Here is a 19,549-nt window from a genome sequence, read left to right as displayed (position 1 = left end):
GCAGAAAAAGTGGTAGATATTTTTCCGTTAAAATCACAATATAAGCATGGAGAAAAGGTTGAAATAAAGGTAGAAATCAATGATTACAGTAAGCTTGAGAATAGTTATTTGTTATGCAAAGTATATAGACTTAATAATATAATAATAACTACTCGAAAAGAAATTGAGGACAACAATGAAACAATGTTTGAAATTTATGTAAGCGACTCAGATGATGTTATATCAGGATATGGAGTTGAAGTTGAATTATACAGTGAAAATGTCCTTAAGGAAAGTGCAGCTACATCTTTTGATATAGTTCATGAATGGTATGATGCACCAAGGTATGGATTTATATCAGATTTTTCGAAAAATGACTTGGATGATAGTAAAGATGTAGAGCAGATAAATAAATATCACATAAATGTTGTTCAATTTTATGATTGGATGTATAGACATCATAAGTTAAATCCACCTCAAAGTGTTTTTAACGATCCATTGGGAAGAGAACTTTCAATGGATGTAGTTGAGCAAAAAATAGATTATTGTCATAAATACGGCATGAAGGCTTTGGCTTATGGTGCAGTATATGGCTCGGAAAAAGAGTTTTTTGAAGAGCATAAAGAAATGGCAATGTACAAAAATGATGGAAATGTTTTGGATTTTGCAAATTTTATATTTATGATGGATATTAATAGAAAGAACCCATGGCATGATCATATAATAAATGAATTTTATGAAGCAGTCAAGCTTGGTTTTGATGGCATACACATGGATCAATATGGTTTTCCAAAGGAAGCAGTAAGTAAAATAAACAATGATAAGTCTATAAGACATTTAAGAGAGGATTTTCCCAAATTAATTGATGATACTAGAGCTTACATTGAAGAGAAAGGATATAAGGTAAATCTTATTTTTAATGCAGTAAATAATTGGCCTATAGATACTGTAGCTTGTTCTAACCAAGACTGTATGTATATTGAAGTTTGGCCTCCCAATATAACCTATGGTGATTTATATAATTTAATTAACAATGCTAAAAGGTATGAACCTAAAAAGCAGGTTATATTAGCGGCTTATATGAAACCTTTTAACAAAGAAGAAAATACATCGTTGGAAAGTGCAGAAAATGCCACAATAATGACTATGGCCACTATATTTGCAAGTGGCGGTTTTCATCTATTACTTGGAGAAAAAAATGGAGTATTAACTGAAGGATATTATCCTAATTATGCGGTGGTTTCAGAGAGCTTTTCACAAAAGCTTAGGAAGTATTACGATTTTATAGTAAGGTATGAAGAACTTCTTTTTGATTTTAATATAGTAGATGACAGCATGACATATACTGGTGGAATAAATGGAGAATATGTATTTAATGGCTGTGAAGCATCACCTAAAGCTGAGAGAGACAAAGTGTGGACGTTAATTAAGGAAAAGCCAGGATATAAGATAATAAACCTTGTTAATTTCGCTGGTTATCAAAATATGGGCTGGAATGAAGGTAAGGCCAATTTACCATATAAAATTGAAGATATTGAAGTTACAGCTTTAGTTGTAGAAAATGTAAAAGGAGTATATGTTGCGTCTCCTGATTACGAAACAAATAAAGCTCAAAAGCTTGAATATGAATGCATTCTTCATGAACAAGGCAAGGCTATAAAATTTAAAGTGCCAACATTGAAGGTATGGGATTTAATTTATATTGAAGTATAAATTTTCATAGTTGAAATTTATATAGGCATATGATAAACTAACCTTAAAATTGAACCGATTTTTATCTAGTATACGACTTTTATTATAGGCTATGTTCTAAATAAGTGCTGATTTTATGCTTATTTAAAACATAGCTTCCTTGCTTAAAGCTGACAAATATGAATAAATTGGAGGAGTGGTTAGAGTGAAACTCGTAAGTGATGTCGTAAATAAGATGATACTTTATTTTGATGGGGATGTAAGACGTATAAATCATGCTATGAAAGTTTATAGTTTTGCTAAAACTATAGGTGAGCTTGAAAATATAGGTAATGATAAGCTTTTAATACTTGAAGTTGCTGCGGTACTTCATGATATTGGAATTAAGGAAAGCGAAAGAAAGTACAATTCTTCTGCAGGGAACTATCAGGAGATAGAAGGACCAGCTGTGGCAAAAGATATTTTGGAAGAGTTTAATTTAGATAAAAATTTTGTCGATAGGGTTTGTTATTTAATAGGCCATCATCATACATATAATAAGATAGACGACGTAGATTATCAAATACTTATTGAAGCAGATTTTATCATAAATATTTTTGAGGATTCAATAGAAAAAGAAAGAGTAGAAATAATAAAAAATAAATACTTTAAAACAGAATCGGGGATACATCTTATAGATAGCATGTATTTGTAGTGAGGCGGTAAATTTTGAAGCTAACAGTTCTTGTAGATAACAATACAATTATTGACCGATACTTTTTAGGGGAACCGGGAGTGAGTTATTTTATTCAAGATGATAATTATAACATTTTGTTTGATACAGGTTATTCAGATGTTTTTATAAAAAATGCCTATAAGATGAATATAGATATAAATAATATAAATTCAATAGTTATTTCTCATGGGCACAATGATCATACCTGGGGATTACCTTTTTTAATTAAACACTATAGTGAAAGTACAAGGTATAATAAACCTAAATTAATTGCTCATCCAATGACTTTTCTAAATAAATGGGTATCTGATGCAGAGGACATAGGAAGTATGGTATCGGAAGAAAAACTGAAGAGGCATTTTGAAGTGAATTTAAGCAAAAATCCTGTGTGGTTAACTGATAAAGTTGTATTTCTGGGAGAAATAGAGAGAAAAAATGACTTCGAAAATAAGTTGCCAATTGGGAAAATGGAGCATAGTGGTGGTGAGATAGATGACTATGTACTAGATGATTCTGCACTTGTGTATAGAAGTGCAGAAGGCTTAGTTATTATTACTGGCTGTTCTCATTCTGGTATTTGCAATATTATTGAATATGCAAAGAAAGTGTGCAGTGATGACAGGATTGTAGATGTGATTGGTAGTTTTCACCTTCTTAACCCTTCTAGAGAGGTAATTACAAAAACTTGCGAATATATGAAGCAAAATAACATAAACAAAGTTCATGCAGGACATTGTACAGATTTAAAATCCAAAATAGAGCTCTCAAAGGTTACAAATATAAAAGAAATAGGAGTTGGACTTACATTGGAATATATTTGAAATTTTTCTCCGTTTCTCTACGAAAGATATACTGTAAATATGGTTAATTAATGAAGATTAATTAGGGAATATGGTATAAAAATTTAATTGATTACAAAAATTCACCCCTAAAATTCCGTAGATAGGGAGGAATTTTTTCCTTGAACTACTGTGTGGTTGAAGTAATAGTGCTGAAGGAACGATTTAAAAAAACCCTAATAAATCTTGGTTCAAAAATTGCAAAATACTTAGATATTTCAATTTGTTTGAGCAAAAGGCGAATTATTGAAATATCTTAGGATTTTGTCATTTTCCTAACTTAGATTTATGGAATTTATTATTGAAAGTACTTTTATCTTATTCTAGAAGGATAATGGGCTTACGCCCAAACCCCGCGTATGTGTGACGAAGCATTGTTACTTCGCACTTTTTTTACTCTGCATATATGTCAAGTCCAAACCATTTTTTAGATAACTTTGATAAAGTTCCATCTTTCTTTAATTCATTCATAGCTTTATTATAAGCATCTCTTAAACCCTTATCTTCTTTTCTAAAAGCAACACCTATAGGTTCTTTTGTTAAAGAAGATTTTAATTTCTTAAACTTACCTGGAGCAGTAATGTTGTAGTAATCTCCAACCATAGGGTCAGTTACGACTGCAGCAGTTCTTCCATTTTGAAGATCTAAAAATGCGTCTGTCATTGCTTCATATTTTTTTACTTCTTTAAGTCCAGATAATTTGCTAAGTACATCTTGAGCAGTTGTTCCAGCTTGACAGCCTATTACTTTTCCGGGAAAATCTTTATCACTTTTTACAGTGGTATTATCTGATTTTACAAATATAGCATTTCCACCATATATATATGGATCAGTAAAAATCATAGTCTTTTTTCTATCATCTGTTATACTTACACTTGATTGAACTAAATCAAATTTTTTAGATTTAAGAGCAAGAAAAATTCCATCCCAAGCATTTGGAACAAATTTAACCTTCACTCCAAGTTTTTTACCAACTGCATTTGCAACATCAATATCGAATCCTTTGTTAGTACCAGTTGTTTTATCTTTGAATTCCATTGGAGGATATGTGTTATCAATACCTATAACCATTTGACCAGCTTTTTTTACTCTATCGAGGGAATTGTCTGCATTGGATGACGTATTGGTCTTTGCACCGCAACCAACTAAAGTAACAACACTTAAGCAGATAACGAGTAGTATAGTAATTATTTTTTTTGGCATTTTTATGCACTCCTTTATAATAAATTTATTATTATTATGTTCTAAGAAAGGATAAATATAGATGGATAGTCATAAAATTTAAATATAAACAATTAATTGACAAAAGTACAATTTAGTAAATAATTAATTAACAGTATGTTAACATATTTTGTACAAAACTGCAATATTAATATTAAAATTAATACTAAAAATAACAATTTCAAATTTACAAAGCCGATTTAATTAATTTAAATTTCATATATAGCTTATCTATAGAAATAGAATAAAAACATGATTAGTTGGCTATTATAAAGAGTATGAATAAACATGGTGGAGGCGTTAGAATGAAAGCTAGTGTTGACAAAAGTCAATGTATCGGCTGCGGACTATGTCCAAATCTTTGCAATGAGGTTTTTCAAATGGATGATGATGATGGAAAGGCATTTGTTAAAATTACAGATGTGCCTAGGGAAGCAGAGGAAGGCGCGAAGGAAGCAGAAGAGTCATGCCCGGTTAATGCAATCACAGTAATCTAGAACCAGTGCACAGTTCACAATGCACAATTCACAGTTATGGATGATTTTCTGCTTTTGCAGAAAATCTTACAGTTTATTATTTTTCAGATTTTTCTACGTTTGAGTAGAAAAATCAACCTAAATTGTGCACTGTGAACTGTGAATTGTGCACTGATTTAATATTTACGAAAACAGTTCATAAAGATAAATTGCCAAGGTTAAGCTCAGTCTTGAGTAGTAATCATCAAAATCAATATCACATATTTGCTTCATTTTTTCCAATCTATTTTTTAAAGTATGTCTATGAATGTATATTTTTTCTGAAGCCAAATTTATATTAAATTCATTGTCTATAAAGGATTTTAGGGTGTAAAAATAATTTGTGTTATGCAGCCTATCGTATTCTATTAATGTGTATATTTTTTCTTGTAGAGATTTTGCAATATAGCTATCAGAATTAATAAGTCCAAGAGATTTAAAAAGCGGTAAATATTTATAAAAACAAATTCCTGTCTTAATATTTATTTTTTCTAATGTAGATAAGCTTGAACACGACTCCTTATATGCATTTAGCAAATTTTCTATTGAACCAAATATATTACTTGCTCCAATCAGTAATGCAAGATTTGACTCATTTTTACAGGATGATTTTAAAGTTTCAATTAATTCTATGCTTAAATTGTGAGTTGAAAGCTTTTGAGATGAGGATATTAAAAACATTATTTTATTATCTAAAATTTCAATAACAGTAGTAATGTTGTGTGAGTGGAAATAATTTCTGAGATTATTAATTACGTTAAGCATTGTATTCTCAGAAATGAGAGTATCATAAGTATTTATAATCGATAAAATAAATAAACATAAACTTGAATTTAAATTTAATTGCAAGCTATTTTTAAGCTGGTATGTGTCATGAAAATTAAGTTCTTTATTTGCTTTTAAGTTTTCGAAAATATGCTTGTAATTACCACTATGAATTTCATCGTTAAGTTTAATATTTATTGCATATGCGTTTTTAAGTACAACTTGAGTTATTATTGAAAAACTTAAATTCTTTGGAATTTCAAATATGGGAAAGTTATATTTATTTCCATCGGCTATTATATATTCAGGTATTTTATTTAAATAATATCCTGTTTGAATGCCCATTCCAGCTAAACCTTTTGAATGAAGCTTTAATATCAAATCTTTGTTTAAGTTTTCATCATCTAGTTTGTAGCCTGTAGTTAATAAAAGCTCATCCTTTTGGAGATAACTAATTTCGTCTAATATTTCCATTATATTTACCCATGCTATTTCGTTATTTATTCCATTTTGGCTTGTCAGTAATTTAATCCCATTAAGTGAATCTAGTTCAAATAAATTTTTAATAAGTAAAGGCAAAAGAATCAGCTCCTTTTATAGATAGACAGCGTGAAAGTTTGAAATTAGTAATACTAAATTCATCCTGATAAATTGAAGTTTAGTCCAGTGCACAATTCACAGTTCACAATGCACAGTTATTGTGAACTGTGTACTGTGTACTGTTTTTATACGGTTGTACATAATGTCCAATATTCGCGAATAAATAGGTACATGGCGTTTATTGTTAACTAGATAAAAATAAATTATAATAAAGTTAATTGATAAATTAATAATATTTAAGGCTAATAGCATAAAAATTATCAACATATATCTTGCTAAATAATATTATATCAATAAATGCAATTATTTGATACAGAATTTGTTAGTGACTTTCAAAATATACAATATATAATTTTATGACTTTTTAATAGGGGGTATTTTTTATGGAAGAAGTAGTTGTAAGACTTAGAATGGGTTCTAGCGATGCACATTATGGTGGAAATCTTGTTGACGGGGCAAAAATGCTTGCTTTGTTTGGAGATGTGGCAACAGAACTTTTAATAAGACATGATGGTGACGAAGGTTTATTTAGAGCATATGAAAGCGTTGATTTTCTAGCTCCAGTTTATGCAGGAGATTATATAGAGGCAGTGGGCAAAATTGTTAAGGTAGGGAATACATCGAGAAAAATGGAGTTTGAAGCTAGAAAAGTAGTTTCACAAAGAACAGATATAAATGACTCGGCTGCAGATTTTCTTGAGGAACCAATAGTTGTTTGTAGAGCCACTGGAGTATGTGTTGTTCCTAAAGATAAACAAAGGAAATAAGGTGTGGATGTTATGGAAAAATTAATAATTACTGCTGCAATATGCGGTGCAGAGGTTATGAAAAAAGATAATCCTAATGTTCCATATACAGTTAAGGAAATTGTAAAAGAAGCTAGACTTGCATATGAAGCTGGAGCGAGCATAATTCATCTACATGTAAGAGAAGATGATGGGACGCCAACACAAAGCTTTGAAAGATTTAAAGCATGTATAGATGGAATAAAAGAAGAATGTCAAGATGTAATAATAGAACCTTCCACAGGTGGAGCAGTTGGAATGGATAATGACGAAAGATTAAGTCCTATATTTCTAAAGCCAGAAATAGCAAGTTTAGATTGTGGTACTTGTAATTTTGGTAAGAATGATATCTTTGTAAATACAGAAGAAACCATAAGGTACTTTGCTAAAAAAATGAAAGAGTTTGAAGTAAAGCCAGAGATAGAGGTATTTGATAAGGGAATGATAGATACAGCTATAAGACTTTATAGAGAAAAACTTTTAAAGGCACCTCTTCAATTTAATTTTGTTATGGGAGTAAGAGGAGGAATAAACGCAGGCTTAATGGATTTGGCATTCATGAAAGCAAGTATTCCAGAAGGTTCAGCATTTACTGTGACTGGTATAGGAAAAGCGCAATTTACAATGGCGGCCATGGCTATAGCAGCAGGTGGGCACGTAAGAGTAGGTTTTGAAGACAATGTATACATAAGAAAAGGAGTTCTGGCTAAGTCAAATGGAGAGATGGTTGAAAAGGCAGTTAGAATTTCAAAAGAAATAGGAAGAGAAATAGCAACTCCAAAAGAAGCAAGAGAAATTTTGCACCTGATATAAGGAAAGAACATTAAACTTTTAGAATAACTAGAATAGTTTTTACAACAATTATTACTTAGTTAGAGTACAAAGTACAAAGTACAGTGAAGGTTGATTTTCTGCTGATGCCGAAAATCTTAAACTTATTGATGCTTGCGCAATTAATATAAAAAGTAATTATATTTTATTTAGGTAAGTTAAGCGTTAAATGTGTAGTAATTCAGTTTTTAAATTTTCAAGTAGTTTAAATGTAATTGGATTATGCCAGAAATATATTAAAGATTTTTTGTAGTGAAGCGGAGAAAAATCCACATTCATTGTCCTCTGTACTTTGTACTCTGTCCTCTGGATTTTATGAGTTACTTCAAAAATTCTAGTTAAGTGAGTTGAAAGCTTACATGTAATTTAAATATAGCAGATAAGAGGGGGAAATAATATGCAGTCATCAAAATATGGAACACATAGAGTAATGGAGCCAAAAGGGGTACTTCCTCAGGCAGCTAAAAAAATTTCAAATAACATGGACATAATGGATAATGAAATACTAATAGATGTGCAGGCACTTAATATAGATTCTGCAAGCTTTACCCAAATAGAAAATGAACAGGGCGGAGATGTAGAAAAGATAAAGAAAAGAATACTTGAAATAGTAGATGAACGTGGAAAAATGCAGAACCCTGTAACAGGTTCAGGCGGAATGTTAATAGGCACTGTAGAAAAAATAGGCAAGGATCTAGTTTCGGAGGTAGATATAAAAGTTGGAGATAAAATAGCAACACTTGTTTCATTATCCCTAACTCCACTTAAAATTGAAAAAATAAAAAGCATAAAGAAAGAAATAGATAGAGTTGAAATTGAAGGTAAGGCAGTGCTATTTGAAAGCGGTATATATGTCAAGCTTCCAGATGATTTAAGCGAAAACCTGGCACTTGCAGTTCTAGATGTTGCAGGAGCACCAGCACAAACTTCAAAGATGGTAAAGCCAGGAGATAGTGTGCTTATATTAGGAGCTTTCGGAAAATCAGGAACACTTTGTTCCTATGAGGCAAGGAAAAGGGTTGGACCTACAGGAAGAGTAGTTGGACTTGTAGCATTTGAAAAAGATAGGGAAGAACTTATAAAGGCAGGCTTTTGCAATGAAGTTATTATGGCAAATGCGGTTAATCCAACAGAAGTTTTAGAAAAGGCACTTGAAGCAAATGACGGAAAAGAATATGACATATCAATTAACTGTGTAAATGTACCAAACACAGAAATGTCCACAATACTTCCAGTAAAAGATGAAGGAACCGCATACTTTTTTTCAATGGCAACAAGTTTTACAAAGGCAGCATTAGGTGCTGAAGGTGTTGGCAAGGATGTATCCCTTTATATAGGAAATGGTTACACAAAGGGACATGCAGAGATAGCAATAAATGAACTCAGAGAATCAAGTGTGCTTAGAAAAATATTTGAAGAAAAATACAATTGAGGCAGAGTACAGTTGACAGAGTACAGAGTACAGAGTACAGTGAAGGTTGATTTTCCTACGCTTTGCTGCGGAAAATCTAAATTAAAAATAATTATCTCCTTCAGCGAAGCTGAACATTACTAAGTTCTAAGATTTATCTGACGTAAGGAAGATAAATCCACCTTCACTGTACTCTGTCATCTGTACTCTGTACTCTCATATTTTAAAAATTACTTGCAACGCCGCAATATTTAGAATCTAAATATTACGGGTATACACAAAAATCGGGGGGGTTTACAGTGAACAAGAGTAGAAGATTTGAACTTTTTAAAGATGTGCCAGATAGTGATTGGAATGATTGGAAATGGCAGGTTAAAAATAGAATAGAAAATGTAGATGAACTTAAAAAATATATTAAACTTACAAAGGAAGAGGAAGAAGGAGCTAAAAAGTGTCTTCAAAAATTTAGAATGGCTATAACACCGTATTATCTTTCTTTGATAAATCCAGAGGATGAGTTTGACCCAATAAGAAAACAGGCAATACCAACTGTAGATGAACTTACTATTTCGCCAGGAGATTTAGTTGATCCTCTTCACGAAGATGGAGATTCTCCAGTACCTGGTTTAACTCATAGGTATCCAGATAGAGTTTTACTGCTCATAACAAATCAGTGCTCAATGTACTGCAGACACTGCACAAGAAGAAGGTTTGCAGGACATACTGATAGCTGTCTTTCTATGGAGCAAATAGATAAATGCATTGATTATATAGCAGCAACACCAGAAGTAAGAGATGTACTTTTGTCTGGAGGGGATGCTCTTTTAGTAGACGATGATTTCCTTGAATATATAATAAAGAAATTAAGAGCTATAAAGCATGTTGAAATAATTAGAATTGGTTCAAGAGTGCCAGTGGTTATGCCTCAGAGAATAACACCTAAGCTTTTAAATATGCTAAAGAAATATCACCCAATATGGATAAACACTCATTTTAACCATCAAAATGAAATAACAGAGGAGTCTAAAAGAGCTTGTGAGGCTATTGCAGATGCAGGAATACCACTTGGAAATCAATCTGTGCTTTTAAAGGGAGTAAATGACTGTGTTCATGTAATGAGAAAGCTTGTAAATGAGCTTGTAAGAATAAGAGTAAGACCATACTACATTTATCAATGTGATTTATCAATGGGACTTGGACATTTCAGGACTCCCGTATCAAAGGGAATTGAAATAATAGAAGGACTTAGAGGACATACCTCTGGATACTGTGTCCCTACTTTTGTTGTAGATGCTCCAGGTGGAGGCGGAAAGATACCTGTAATGCCTAATTATGTTATAAGCCAAAGCAATGATAGGCTCATACTAAGAAATTTTGAAGGTGTTATAACAACTTATAAGGAACCTAAAAACTATTCTCCAGACTGTCACTGTGAGGTCTGTAGAGGTAAGAAAAAGATTCATCAAATAGGAATTTCGGCGCTTTTAAGTGGAGAAAAAATGTCAATAGAGCCAGAAAACCTAGATAGAGAAATAAGAATAGAAAAATATAAAGAGAGTAATAATGGCGCAGAAATATAAGGAATTTGAAAATTTTATTCAAAGAATTTCTCAGTATAAGACACTATCAATTATAGGGCTTGAAAAAAATACAGGTAAAACTACAACGCTTAATTTTATTATGAAGGCTTTAAAAAATAAAAAGCTTGCCATAACGTCTATAGGAAGAGATGGGGAGGAACAGGATGCAGTAACCTTTACCCATAAACCAAGGATATACGTTAAAACTGGAACTCTCGTAGCTACTGCTAAAAGCATGATTTTAAAAAGTGATGCTACTTTTAAAATAATTGGGGTTATGGATATAAGTACACCTCTTGGAAATATAGTTATTGCAGAAAGCATCACTTCTGGATTTCTCGAGATAGCAGGACCATCAACTAAAGAGAAAATAAAAGCTGTAATAGATGCGTTAAAGAAATGCGGTGCGGAGTTTACTATTGTAGATGGAGCACTTTCAAGAAAAAGTTTTGCAGCGCCAACAGTTACAGAAGTAGTAGTACTCTGCATTGGTGCAGCTTTTTCTCATAATATTTTTAAATTAGTAGAGGAAACAGAAAATTTAGTTTCATTATTTTCAATTACTAAGGCTGATTCAAAGGTTATAGAACTTTATGAAAAAACAATGAAAGAAACCAGAGTTGCTTTTGTATATGAAGATTACATTGAGAAGAGCCATGCCAATACTTCAATAAACGCGTATAAAGAGGTTATTTCAAGTTATAGTGGTGATTTAAAATATGTATTTATAAAAGGTATAGTTACGGATAAGTTTATGACAGAAATACTTAATTCAGATTTTAAAGTTAAAAAAGCTGCTTTTGTTGTGGAGGATGCTACAAAAGTTTTTATGAAAAAGAGTACCTATGATAGATTCGTGTTGAAAGGTGGAATAATAAGAGCAGTAGATAATATAAATTTAGCTGGAATAAGTGTTAATCCTTGGTCATCAGAAGGAATTGTACTTGAGTATGAGGATATATATATGAAGTTAAAAAACGAAATTAATATACCTATTTTTAATGTAAAGCAATTTGATATGGATGTGATAGAATGACATTTTTAGAGGATAAAGCTAAGAAAAAAATAGGATTTTATTATGTAATGGATAGATTCAATGTTTCAAGTGTGTTTGGAAAGGAAACTTTTGCAGCATTAAAGCCAATAACTTCAAAAGAAGAACTTTTAGATGAGTACGAAAACATCGAAAAGTGCATAAATAAACAGAACTGTTTTGACCAATTTGAAAATATACTTATGAGATTTAGAGATATAAAAAATACTTTTAGGAGAAGTAAAACTGGGAATATCCTTGATGAGGTTGAGCTGTTTGAAATTAAAAATTTTGTTATTTTGTCATCGGAAATAAATAATCTGTATGAGGCATTTGAATTTAATTTAAAAGGGATTAAGCTATGTGATTTTGATGAAATATATAAGTTGTTAAATCCAATAGAAAATAGAAGTTCAAGCTTTTTTATATATGATGAATATTCTATAAAGTTATCTAAAATCAGAGATAAAAAAAGAAAAATAGAAAAGTTTATTTATAAAGAGAAGAACAGCAGTAAAAGAGTACAGCTTTTAAAGGATAGAGCAGAAGTAGTAAATCATGAAAAAGAAGAGGAGTTTGCTATAAGAAAAAGTCTCACAAATGAAATATCAAAATATGCTGATAAATTAATTAAAAGCACATATATGCTTGGAAAACTAGATGTTATCATAGCTAAAACTCAATGTGCATTTGATTACAAACTTTGCAGACCTGTACTTTCAAATAAGATAAAAATAGTTAATGGCATAAATCCTATGGTAAAAGATAAAGTTGAGAAAAAGGGAGGCAGTTTTAAGCCTATTACCCTTGAACTTTTAAAGGGAACTACAGTTATTACAGGGGCAAATATGGGGGGGAAAACTGTAGCTTTAAGCATAACAGCACTCAACTATCTTCTTGCATACATGGGTTTTTATGTTTTTGCAGACAGCTTTGAATTTGCCCCCCTTGATTTTATGTGCTTTTTAAGTGAAGATGCAGAGTCACTTCAAAATGGACTTAGTACCTTTGGCGGAGAGGTTATTAAGCTTAAGAGGATTCTAGATGAACTTAAGGATAAGAAAGGCTTTATAATTTTTGACGAATTTGCACGTGGAACAAACCCAGAAGAGGGGAGCAATATAACTAAAGCTCTTGTTAAGTATCTTGGCAAGTTTGATTCTATAGTCGTACTTTCTACTCATTATGACGGAGTGTGCAGTTTTGCAGACGTTCATTATCAAGTAAAAGGTCTTAAAAATGTAGACATCAGCGTTATAAAGGACATTGAAAAAGAAGAAGAATTTTTAATGCTCATAAATAGATATATGGATTATTCTCTTGAAAAGGTTGAAAAAGGCACTGCTATTCCTAAAGATGCACTTAATATATGTACACTTATGGGATTAGACAACGAAATAATAAATACAGCAAGGGAATTTTACGAGGAGGGGTAAGGATGAAAAGTAAGCTTAATCTTGATTTCAACACAGTTAATAAGGCTAGAAATTGTGCTCACAATATAGCAGCAGAGGTTCAAAATTTTATCGATAAAAATACCACAGTTTCCGTTGAAAGAACTATATGCAGACTTTTTGGAATAGATGGAGTTAATGAGGAAAATATACCACTTCCAAATGTAGTGGTTGAAAATATAAAAAAGGGAAATAGACTATCAAAGGGTGCAGCTTATTATTTGAGCAATGCTCAGCTAAGCACAGGACTTTCAATGCAGGAGATAGCTAAGAAGGTTTCTAATGGAACTTTAAATTTAACGGATTTTAATTCAAAAGATATATTTTTGACTATGGATAATGCCATGACCATTGCAAAGAAAACAGTTGAAAGAATAAAGGTGAATAGGGAAAAGAGAAATAAATTTTTAAATTCCTATGGGGACAAAAAAGGTCCACTTTTATATGTAATAGTGGCAACAGGAAATATATATGAGGATATAACTCAGGCAGTTGCAGCAGCTAAGCAGGGAGCAGACATAATTGCAGTTATAAGGACTACAGCTCAAAGCCTTCTTGACTATGTTCCATATGGTGCTACAACGGAAGGTTTCGGGGGAACCTATGCAACGCAGGAAAATTTCAAGCTTATGAGGAAGGCACTTGATGATGTTGGAGCCGAGCTTAAAAGATATATAAGACTTTGTAATTACTGTTCTGGACTTTGTATGCCAGAAATTGCAGCGATGGGAGCCCTTGAGAGGCTTGATGTAATGCTAAATGATGCTTTGTATGGAATACTTTTTAGAGATATAAACATGCAGAGAACCTTTGTAGATCAATATTTTTCACGGGTAATAAACGGTTATGCAGGAGTAGTCATAAATACAGGGGAGGACAATTATTTAACTACGTCAGATGCCTATGAAGAAGCTCACACAGTTTTATCTTCACAATTTATAAATGAGCAGTTTGCACTTATGGCAGGTTTAAAAGAAGAACAAATGGGACTTGGTCATGCTTTTGAAATGGACCCAGAGCTTGAAAATTCCTTTGTGTATGAGCTTTCGCAGGCACAAATGTCAAGGGAGATATTCCCTAAAGCCCCTCTTAAATATATGCCTCCAACAAAGTACATGACAGGAAACATATTTAGGGGCCACGTTCAGGATACTTTATTTAATATGATCACTGTTTTGACAAACCAGAGAATTCACCTTCTTGGAATGTTAACAGAAGCAATTCACACTCCTTTTATGTCGGATAGAGCCCTTTCTATTGAAAATGCCTCTTATGTTTCAAAGGCAATGAAATCTCTTGGAGATGAGATAGAATTTAAAGAAGAAGGCATTATTCAAAAGAGAGCAGATTTTGTGCTTAAAAAATCCTATGAACTTTTAAAGGAAATAGAGAGAGATGGAATTTTTAATACCCTTGAAAAAGGTGCTTTTGCAGGGATAAGAAGAGGAAGAGACATGGGCAAAGGTCTTGATGGAGTTTTTGAAAAATCTGAAGAATACTTTAACCCATTTTTGGACTTAATGCTAAATAAATAATGAAAGGAGAGATGCATTGTGAGTGGAGGTTTATATTCTCTTGAGAAAAAAGAGTTTGATAAAACATTAGATTTAACAAAAGTAAGACCATATGGAGATACGATGAATGATGGTAAGGTTCAAGTTAGTTTTACACTTCCTCTTTCTGATTCCGAAAAGTCGACGGAGTCAGCAAGAATTTTAGCTAAGAAAATGGGGCTTGATGATATCGATGTTGTTTGTCATAAAAAGCTTGATAAAAACTTTACCTTTTATGTTTTATATGGTTCTCTTAAGCACACTGTTGATTACACAGGTATAGTAGTTCAAACTGTTGATGTAGATACAATGTCCATGAGTGAAGTTGATAAATATATAAAAGAAAATATAAAGAGAAAAATTGTAGTGGTTGGAGCAAGTACAGGTACGGATGCCCATACTGTAGGTATAGATGCAATAATGAATATGAAAGGCTATGCGGGACACTATGGACTTGAAAGGTACGACATGATAGAAGCTTACAATCTTGGAAGTCAGGTTGAAAATGAGGACTTTGTAAAGAAGGCAATAGAACTTAAGGCGGATGTGCTTTTAGTTTCTCAAACCGTAACTCAAAAAAATGTTCACATAAAAAACCTTGTGAATTTAGTTGAAATACTTGAAGCAGAAGGAATTAGAGATAAGGTTGTACTTGCCTGCGGCGGCGCTAGAATAACTCATGAACTTGCAAAGGAACTTGGATATGATGCAGGTTTTGGTCCAGGAAAGTTTGCGGAAGATGTAGCAACTTTTGCAGTAACTGAGATTGTGAACAGGAAGCTGGTATGAAGTGAAGGCCGTAAGTGAAGCAACAATATTGAAGAAACTGTTTAAATAAAATTTTATAAATCTTAGAGAAAAATATCCAAAATACTTAGAGGTTTCAATTTGTCTGAGCGATTAGCGAGTTATTGAAACGTCTTAGGATTTTGGATATTTTTATCTTAGATTTATTAATTTTATTTAATATTTTTTCTATATTGTTACGTAGCTTTTTTTATTTTATACTTCCAGCAGTAACGGATTTTATAATATGCTTTTGTGCGAAGAAGTAGAAAATAATAACAGGTATTATATCTAATATTAATCCGGCTAAAGCTAAGTTCCATTGCTTTGTGTACTCTCCAAAGAAGAAGAAGGTTTTTAATGGAATAGTCATAGTATTAGGCTTATTAATTACTAGTGAAGGAAGTAGGTAGTCGTTCCAGATCCATACTACGTTTAGAACTGAAACAGTTACAGACATAGGCTTTAAAAGAGGAAATATTATATACCAGAAGGTTTGAAATTTGCTGCATCCATCTAGTACTGCGGCTTCATCAAGTTCCTTTGGAATACTTTTAAGAAATCCGTGATACAAGAACACTGATAGAGAAGCTCCAAAACCAAGGTACATAAAAATTAATCCACCTACATTTAAAAAATGTAATTTCCCCATTAATCTTATGAGCGGAAGCATTACGGATTGAAAAGGAACAATCATTGAAGCTACGAACAACATTAAAATAATATTGCTTATTTTGCTCTTTGTTCTCTCTAACATCCAAGCGGCCATAGATGAAAAGATTATAATTATGGCGACGCTGACAATAGTAATAAATAAAGAGTGAAATAGAGAATTAAAAAAATCAAGTTCCCTATATGCATCTTTAAAGTTAGCCCCAATTATGGATTTTGGAAGTGCAAGAGTACTTGCAAACAATTGGGCCTTTGTCTTAAATGCGTTTACAACAATTATATAGAAAGGAGATAAAAATAGTAATGCCATTACAATTCCTATTATAGAAATAATACAATAAGAAATTTTAATTTTATGTTTGTTCTTCTTAGCCATTATACTTCCACCTCACCTTTTTTTGAGAAATATACTTGTGTTAGGGAAACGGCGCCTACAAGTAAAAAGAATATAACTGCTTTTGCTTGGGCAACCCCCATAAGGTTAAACTGAAAAGCTGTATTGTAGATGTTCATTGCAAGCATTTCAGTTGAATTTGCAGGACCGCCAGCTGTTAAAGACAAGTTTTGATCATATAATTTAAAGCAATTTGAAAGGGTGAGAAAAATACTTACAGTGAATGCTGGTCTTATTAATGGTATTGTTATGTTCTTGATTTTTTGCCATGCATTAGCACCGTCAATTTCAGCAGCTTCCAGTGTTTCAGCAGGAATGTTTTGCAAGGATGATATATAAATTACCATTAGGTATCCGGACATTTGCCATGCCATAATTATAACAAGACCAGCTAGACCAGTACTACTAGTTGAAAGCCAACCCAAAAGCCATTTTGTGTGGGTAGCTGTACCAATTGCTGCAAATACTTGTATAAATATAAATTGCCATATAAATCCAAGTATAAGTCCTCCTATTAAGTTTGGCATAAAGAATATTGTTCTTAGAATGTTATTTAATTTAGATTTTCTTGTAACTAAAAGTGCTAAGCCAAAGCCAATACAATTTAGTACGATAAGAGATAATACCGTAAATTTTAATGTAAATAAAAATGAATGCATAAAGGTTGGATCTTTAAAGGCCTTAGCATAATTTTTTAAACCAGTCCATTTTATATCTGAATCAATTCCATTCCAATCTGTAAATGAATAATATATTCCAGAAACAAGCGGTATAAGCTGAACTACTATATAGGCAATAAGAACTGGAGCTAGGAATAACCAAAATGATAAATTCTTTTTTTTCATTAAAATTCCCCCTTATAGGTTTTGAACTATGTATTCAATTTATTACAGGAGGGTAATGAGCTTATGATCAAAACCCTACACTTTTAATTAGTAATGGTTTGTTACTACTATTGTTGTTATTAAAGAAGAATTAAATATATATGGGGAATGGGTTTATGCCCAAACCCCTTGATGATAGTTGATACCAAATCTCAGCCTTTGGTGTTACTGAGAAAGTGCTTTTTTGAGGTTCTAGAAGGATAATGGGCTTCGCCCAAACCTCGTATATTACGAAGATGGCATAACATTTTGTTCTAGAAGGATAATGGGCTTCGCCCAAACCTCGTATATTGCAAAGAGAGCATAACATTTTGTTTTAGAAGGATAATGGGCTTCGCCCAAACCTCGTATATGATTACCTTGTAGCGGCCCATTGATCTTTGGCATCTTTAACTAATTGATCCCAAGTCATATCACCTGAAGTGTATTTTTGAATGTCAGCGCCAAGTTTGTTTTGTCCCCAGCCAGTAGGATATCCCATGAATACCCAAGGTATTGTTTTGCCTGCTTTAGAGTACTTTGTTAATTCTTTTGATATAGGATCTATAGGTTGTAAGTTTGAAGCATCATAACCTTTTAATGCTGGTATAAATTTAAAATCATTTATTATCATGTTTTTACCCTTGTCAGATGTGTAAAGCCAATTTAAAAAGTCTTTTGCAGCTTTTTTTGTTGCTGAGTCTTTCTTACAATTTACAGCCCAGTACATAGGAACACCAACAGGTACGGAATCTTCTTTAACACCCTCTATTGGCATTGGGAGTAATCCCATATTATCAGCTATGTCCTTGTTAATTCCTGAAACTGTAGAATAAATCCAGTTTCCTTGTTCAATAATTGCAACTTTACCTAAGGAGAATAACTTTTCAACTTGAGTTGAATAATCAACACTGTTTATAGATTTATTTGTTCCATCAGGTTTGTATGCATATTTATTTTGTATATCTAGTAATTTCTTGAAGCCATCGGCATAAGTAAAGTTAATAGTTTTTGCTTTGAAAGCAGATACACCATCTTTTAATTCTAATGCAAATGGTACATTTGAATCATGTAATCCTGCAACCCAAGTTTCTTTCCCAGCGGTTCCAAATACAGCGTCAAGTCCAAGATCTTTTTTCTTAGAATCTAAAGTTGTAACTGCCTTTTCAAGAGCTGCATATGAGGTTATTGAATCTGGATCAATACCTGCTTTCTTGAATATAGATTTGTTATATATAAAACCGTAACCTTCCATATCAAATGGCAAACCATATATTTTTCCATCTGATTTAACAGCATCTAAAGTTCCATCATATGCTTTTGAAACCCATGGTTGATCCGATAAATCTTCAAGTTTTGCTTTCCAATCTTGTACATCTTGTGGACCGCCAATATTGTATATTGTTGGCTCATCACCAGAAGCAAATTTTGTTTTGAGTGCGGCACCATAATCTTGACCGCCCCCAACTGTCTGTACGTTTATAGTGACATTCTTATGACTTGACTCGTAATCCTTTACAGCCTTATCAAGAGCAGCTTTACATTCAACTTTGAATTGAAATATATTTACGGTAACCTTTTTTGAAGAATCGCTTCCCCCACTACTGCTTGCGCAGCCAGTGAACAATCCTGTAGTTAAAGTTAATGCACAGGCAAGTGCGGTTAAACTTCTAATTTTTTTCATATATATCCCTCCAAGTTTTAATAAATAATGCAATCGCTTGCATTTATGCTTATTATAGTTAATATGGTTAGTTATGTCAAATTTGTTATTATGCTCAATATAGTCAATTATATAATGTTTGGATAAAATATCTTACTTTAGTTCCATATTTTATCTAAAACTATAATTGACTTTTTC

Annotated in this window: 17 protein-coding genes; 12 read left to right on the top strand and 5 right to left on the bottom strand. The window is 32.2% G+C overall.

Annotated elements, in window-relative coordinates:
* Nucleotides 1-9: 9 nt before the first annotated feature.
* From LQK79_RS07050 to LQK79_RS07040, 3 genes are all read left to right on the top strand, one after another.
* Nucleotides 10-1,692 (top strand): glycoside hydrolase family 66 protein, encoded by a 1,683-nt coding sequence (locus LQK79_RS07050; RefSeq protein WP_231016044.1) that lies wholly within the window; start codon nucleotides 10-12, stop codon nucleotides 1,690-1,692.
* A 214-nt stretch (nucleotides 1,693-1,906) separates the two neighbouring features.
* The gene (locus LQK79_RS07045; RefSeq protein ID WP_053243291.1) at nucleotides 1,907-2,365 is read left to right on the top strand and encodes an HD domain-containing protein; all 459 of its coding nucleotides are present in this window, start codon (nucleotides 1,907-1,909) and stop codon (nucleotides 2,363-2,365) included.
* 14 nt (nucleotides 2,366-2,379) lie between these two features.
* Complete coding sequence (locus tag LQK79_RS07040; protein WP_231016043.1) at nucleotides 2,380-3,207, top strand: MBL fold metallo-hydrolase; 828 nt, start codon at nucleotides 2,380-2,382, stop codon at nucleotides 3,205-3,207.
* A 411-nt stretch (nucleotides 3,208-3,618) separates the two neighbouring features.
* On the opposite strand, the gene LQK79_RS07035 is transcribed toward LQK79_RS07040, so the two are convergent.
* Nucleotides 3,619-4,428 (bottom strand): ABC transporter substrate-binding protein, encoded by an 810-nt coding sequence (locus LQK79_RS07035; protein WP_053241753.1) that lies wholly within the window; start codon nucleotides 4,426-4,428, stop codon nucleotides 3,619-3,621.
* A gap of 323 nt (nucleotides 4,429-4,751) precedes the next feature.
* Here LQK79_RS07035 and LQK79_RS07030 point away from each other — a divergent pair, with 323 nt between their 5' ends.
* Nucleotides 4,752-4,943, top strand: coding sequence for a ferredoxin (locus LQK79_RS07030; protein ID WP_053241752.1), 192 nt, complete (start codon nucleotides 4,752-4,754; stop codon nucleotides 4,941-4,943).
* Between the two features lie 162 nt (nucleotides 4,944-5,105).
* On the opposite strand, the gene LQK79_RS07025 is transcribed toward LQK79_RS07030, so the two are convergent.
* Entirely contained in the window at nucleotides 5,106-6,305 is a 1,200-nt protein-coding gene (locus tag LQK79_RS07025; protein ID WP_053241751.1) for a PucR family transcriptional regulator, read from the bottom strand.
* Between the two features lie 404 nt (nucleotides 6,306-6,709).
* Between LQK79_RS07025 and kal the strand changes: the two genes are divergently transcribed.
* The 8 genes from kal (at nucleotide 6,710) to kamE (ending at nucleotide 15,762) form a co-directional block, all read left to right on the top strand.
* Complete coding sequence (gene kal / locus LQK79_RS07020) at nucleotides 6,710-7,093, top strand: 3-aminobutyryl-CoA ammonia lyase (RefSeq protein WP_053241750.1); 384 nt, start codon at nucleotides 6,710-6,712, stop codon at nucleotides 7,091-7,093.
* Nucleotides 7,094-7,105: 12 nt separating this feature from the next.
* Nucleotides 7,106-7,924 (top strand): 3-keto-5-aminohexanoate cleavage enzyme, encoded by an 819-nt coding sequence (gene kce, locus LQK79_RS07015; RefSeq protein WP_053241749.1) that lies wholly within the window; start codon nucleotides 7,106-7,108, stop codon nucleotides 7,922-7,924.
* A 415-nt stretch (nucleotides 7,925-8,339) separates the two neighbouring features.
* The gene (gene kdd, locus LQK79_RS07010; RefSeq protein ID WP_053241748.1) at nucleotides 8,340-9,374 is read left to right on the top strand and encodes an L-erythro-3,5-diaminohexanoate dehydrogenase; all 1,035 of its coding nucleotides are present in this window, start codon (nucleotides 8,340-8,342) and stop codon (nucleotides 9,372-9,374) included.
* 278 nt (nucleotides 9,375-9,652) lie between these two features.
* On the top strand, nucleotides 9,653-10,933 hold the full coding sequence (gene kamA, locus LQK79_RS07005) for a lysine 2,3-aminomutase (protein WP_053241747.1): 1,281 nt from the start codon (nucleotides 9,653-9,655) through the stop codon (nucleotides 10,931-10,933).
* Nucleotides 10,917-11,969, top strand: coding sequence for a lysine 5,6-aminomutase reactivase subunit KamB (kamB, locus tag LQK79_RS07000; protein ID WP_231016042.1), 1,053 nt, complete (start codon nucleotides 10,917-10,919; stop codon nucleotides 11,967-11,969). Before kamA ends, kamB begins: the two co-directional genes overlap by 17 nt.
* Entirely contained in the window at nucleotides 11,966-13,402 is a 1,437-nt protein-coding gene (gene kamC, locus LQK79_RS06995; protein ID WP_231016041.1) for a lysine 5,6-aminomutase reactivase ATPase KamC, read from the top strand. The genes kamB and kamC overlap by 4 nt, the downstream gene beginning before the upstream one ends.
* Nucleotides 13,403-13,404: 2 nt before the next feature.
* Complete coding sequence (gene kamD / locus LQK79_RS06990; RefSeq protein ID WP_053241742.1) at nucleotides 13,405-14,955, top strand: lysine 5,6-aminomutase subunit alpha; 1,551 nt, start codon at nucleotides 13,405-13,407, stop codon at nucleotides 14,953-14,955.
* A gap of 18 nt (nucleotides 14,956-14,973) precedes the next feature.
* On the top strand, nucleotides 14,974-15,762 hold the full coding sequence (gene kamE / locus LQK79_RS06985) for a lysine 5,6-aminomutase subunit beta (RefSeq protein ID WP_231016040.1): 789 nt from the start codon (nucleotides 14,974-14,976) through the stop codon (nucleotides 15,760-15,762).
* A 208-nt stretch (nucleotides 15,763-15,970) separates the two neighbouring features.
* Here the strand turns inward: kamE and LQK79_RS06980 are convergent, their stop codons facing one another.
* The 3 genes from LQK79_RS06980 to LQK79_RS06970 all read right to left on the bottom strand — a co-directional run bounded on the left by LQK79_RS06980 (nucleotide 15,971) and on the right by LQK79_RS06970 (nucleotide 19,372).
* A complete protein-coding gene (locus LQK79_RS06980; RefSeq protein ID WP_053241741.1) occupies nucleotides 15,971-16,807 on the bottom strand; it encodes a carbohydrate ABC transporter permease in 837 nt (278 codons plus the stop codon).
* On the bottom strand, nucleotides 16,807-17,670 hold the full coding sequence (locus LQK79_RS06975; RefSeq protein WP_231016039.1) for a carbohydrate ABC transporter permease: 864 nt from the start codon (nucleotides 17,668-17,670) through the stop codon (nucleotides 16,807-16,809). The genes LQK79_RS06980 and LQK79_RS06975 overlap by 1 nt, the downstream gene beginning before the upstream one ends.
* A gap of 394 nt (nucleotides 17,671-18,064) precedes the next feature.
* Nucleotides 18,065-19,372 carry an ABC transporter substrate-binding protein gene (locus LQK79_RS06970; RefSeq protein WP_231016038.1) on the bottom strand — a complete coding sequence of 436 codons (1,308 nt, stop codon included), beginning with the start codon at nucleotides 19,370-19,372 and terminating at the stop codon, nucleotides 18,065-18,067.
* Nucleotides 19,373-19,549: the final 177 nt, after the last annotated feature.

It is taken from the genome of Clostridium guangxiense, from assembly GCF_021043395.1.
Classification (GTDB): Bacteria; Bacillota; Clostridia; order Clostridiales; family Clostridiaceae; genus Clostridium_S; species Clostridium_S guangxiense.
The sequence above is the reverse complement of the archived record's forward strand: the minus strand, read 5'-3'. Positions and strand labels throughout refer to the sequence as shown.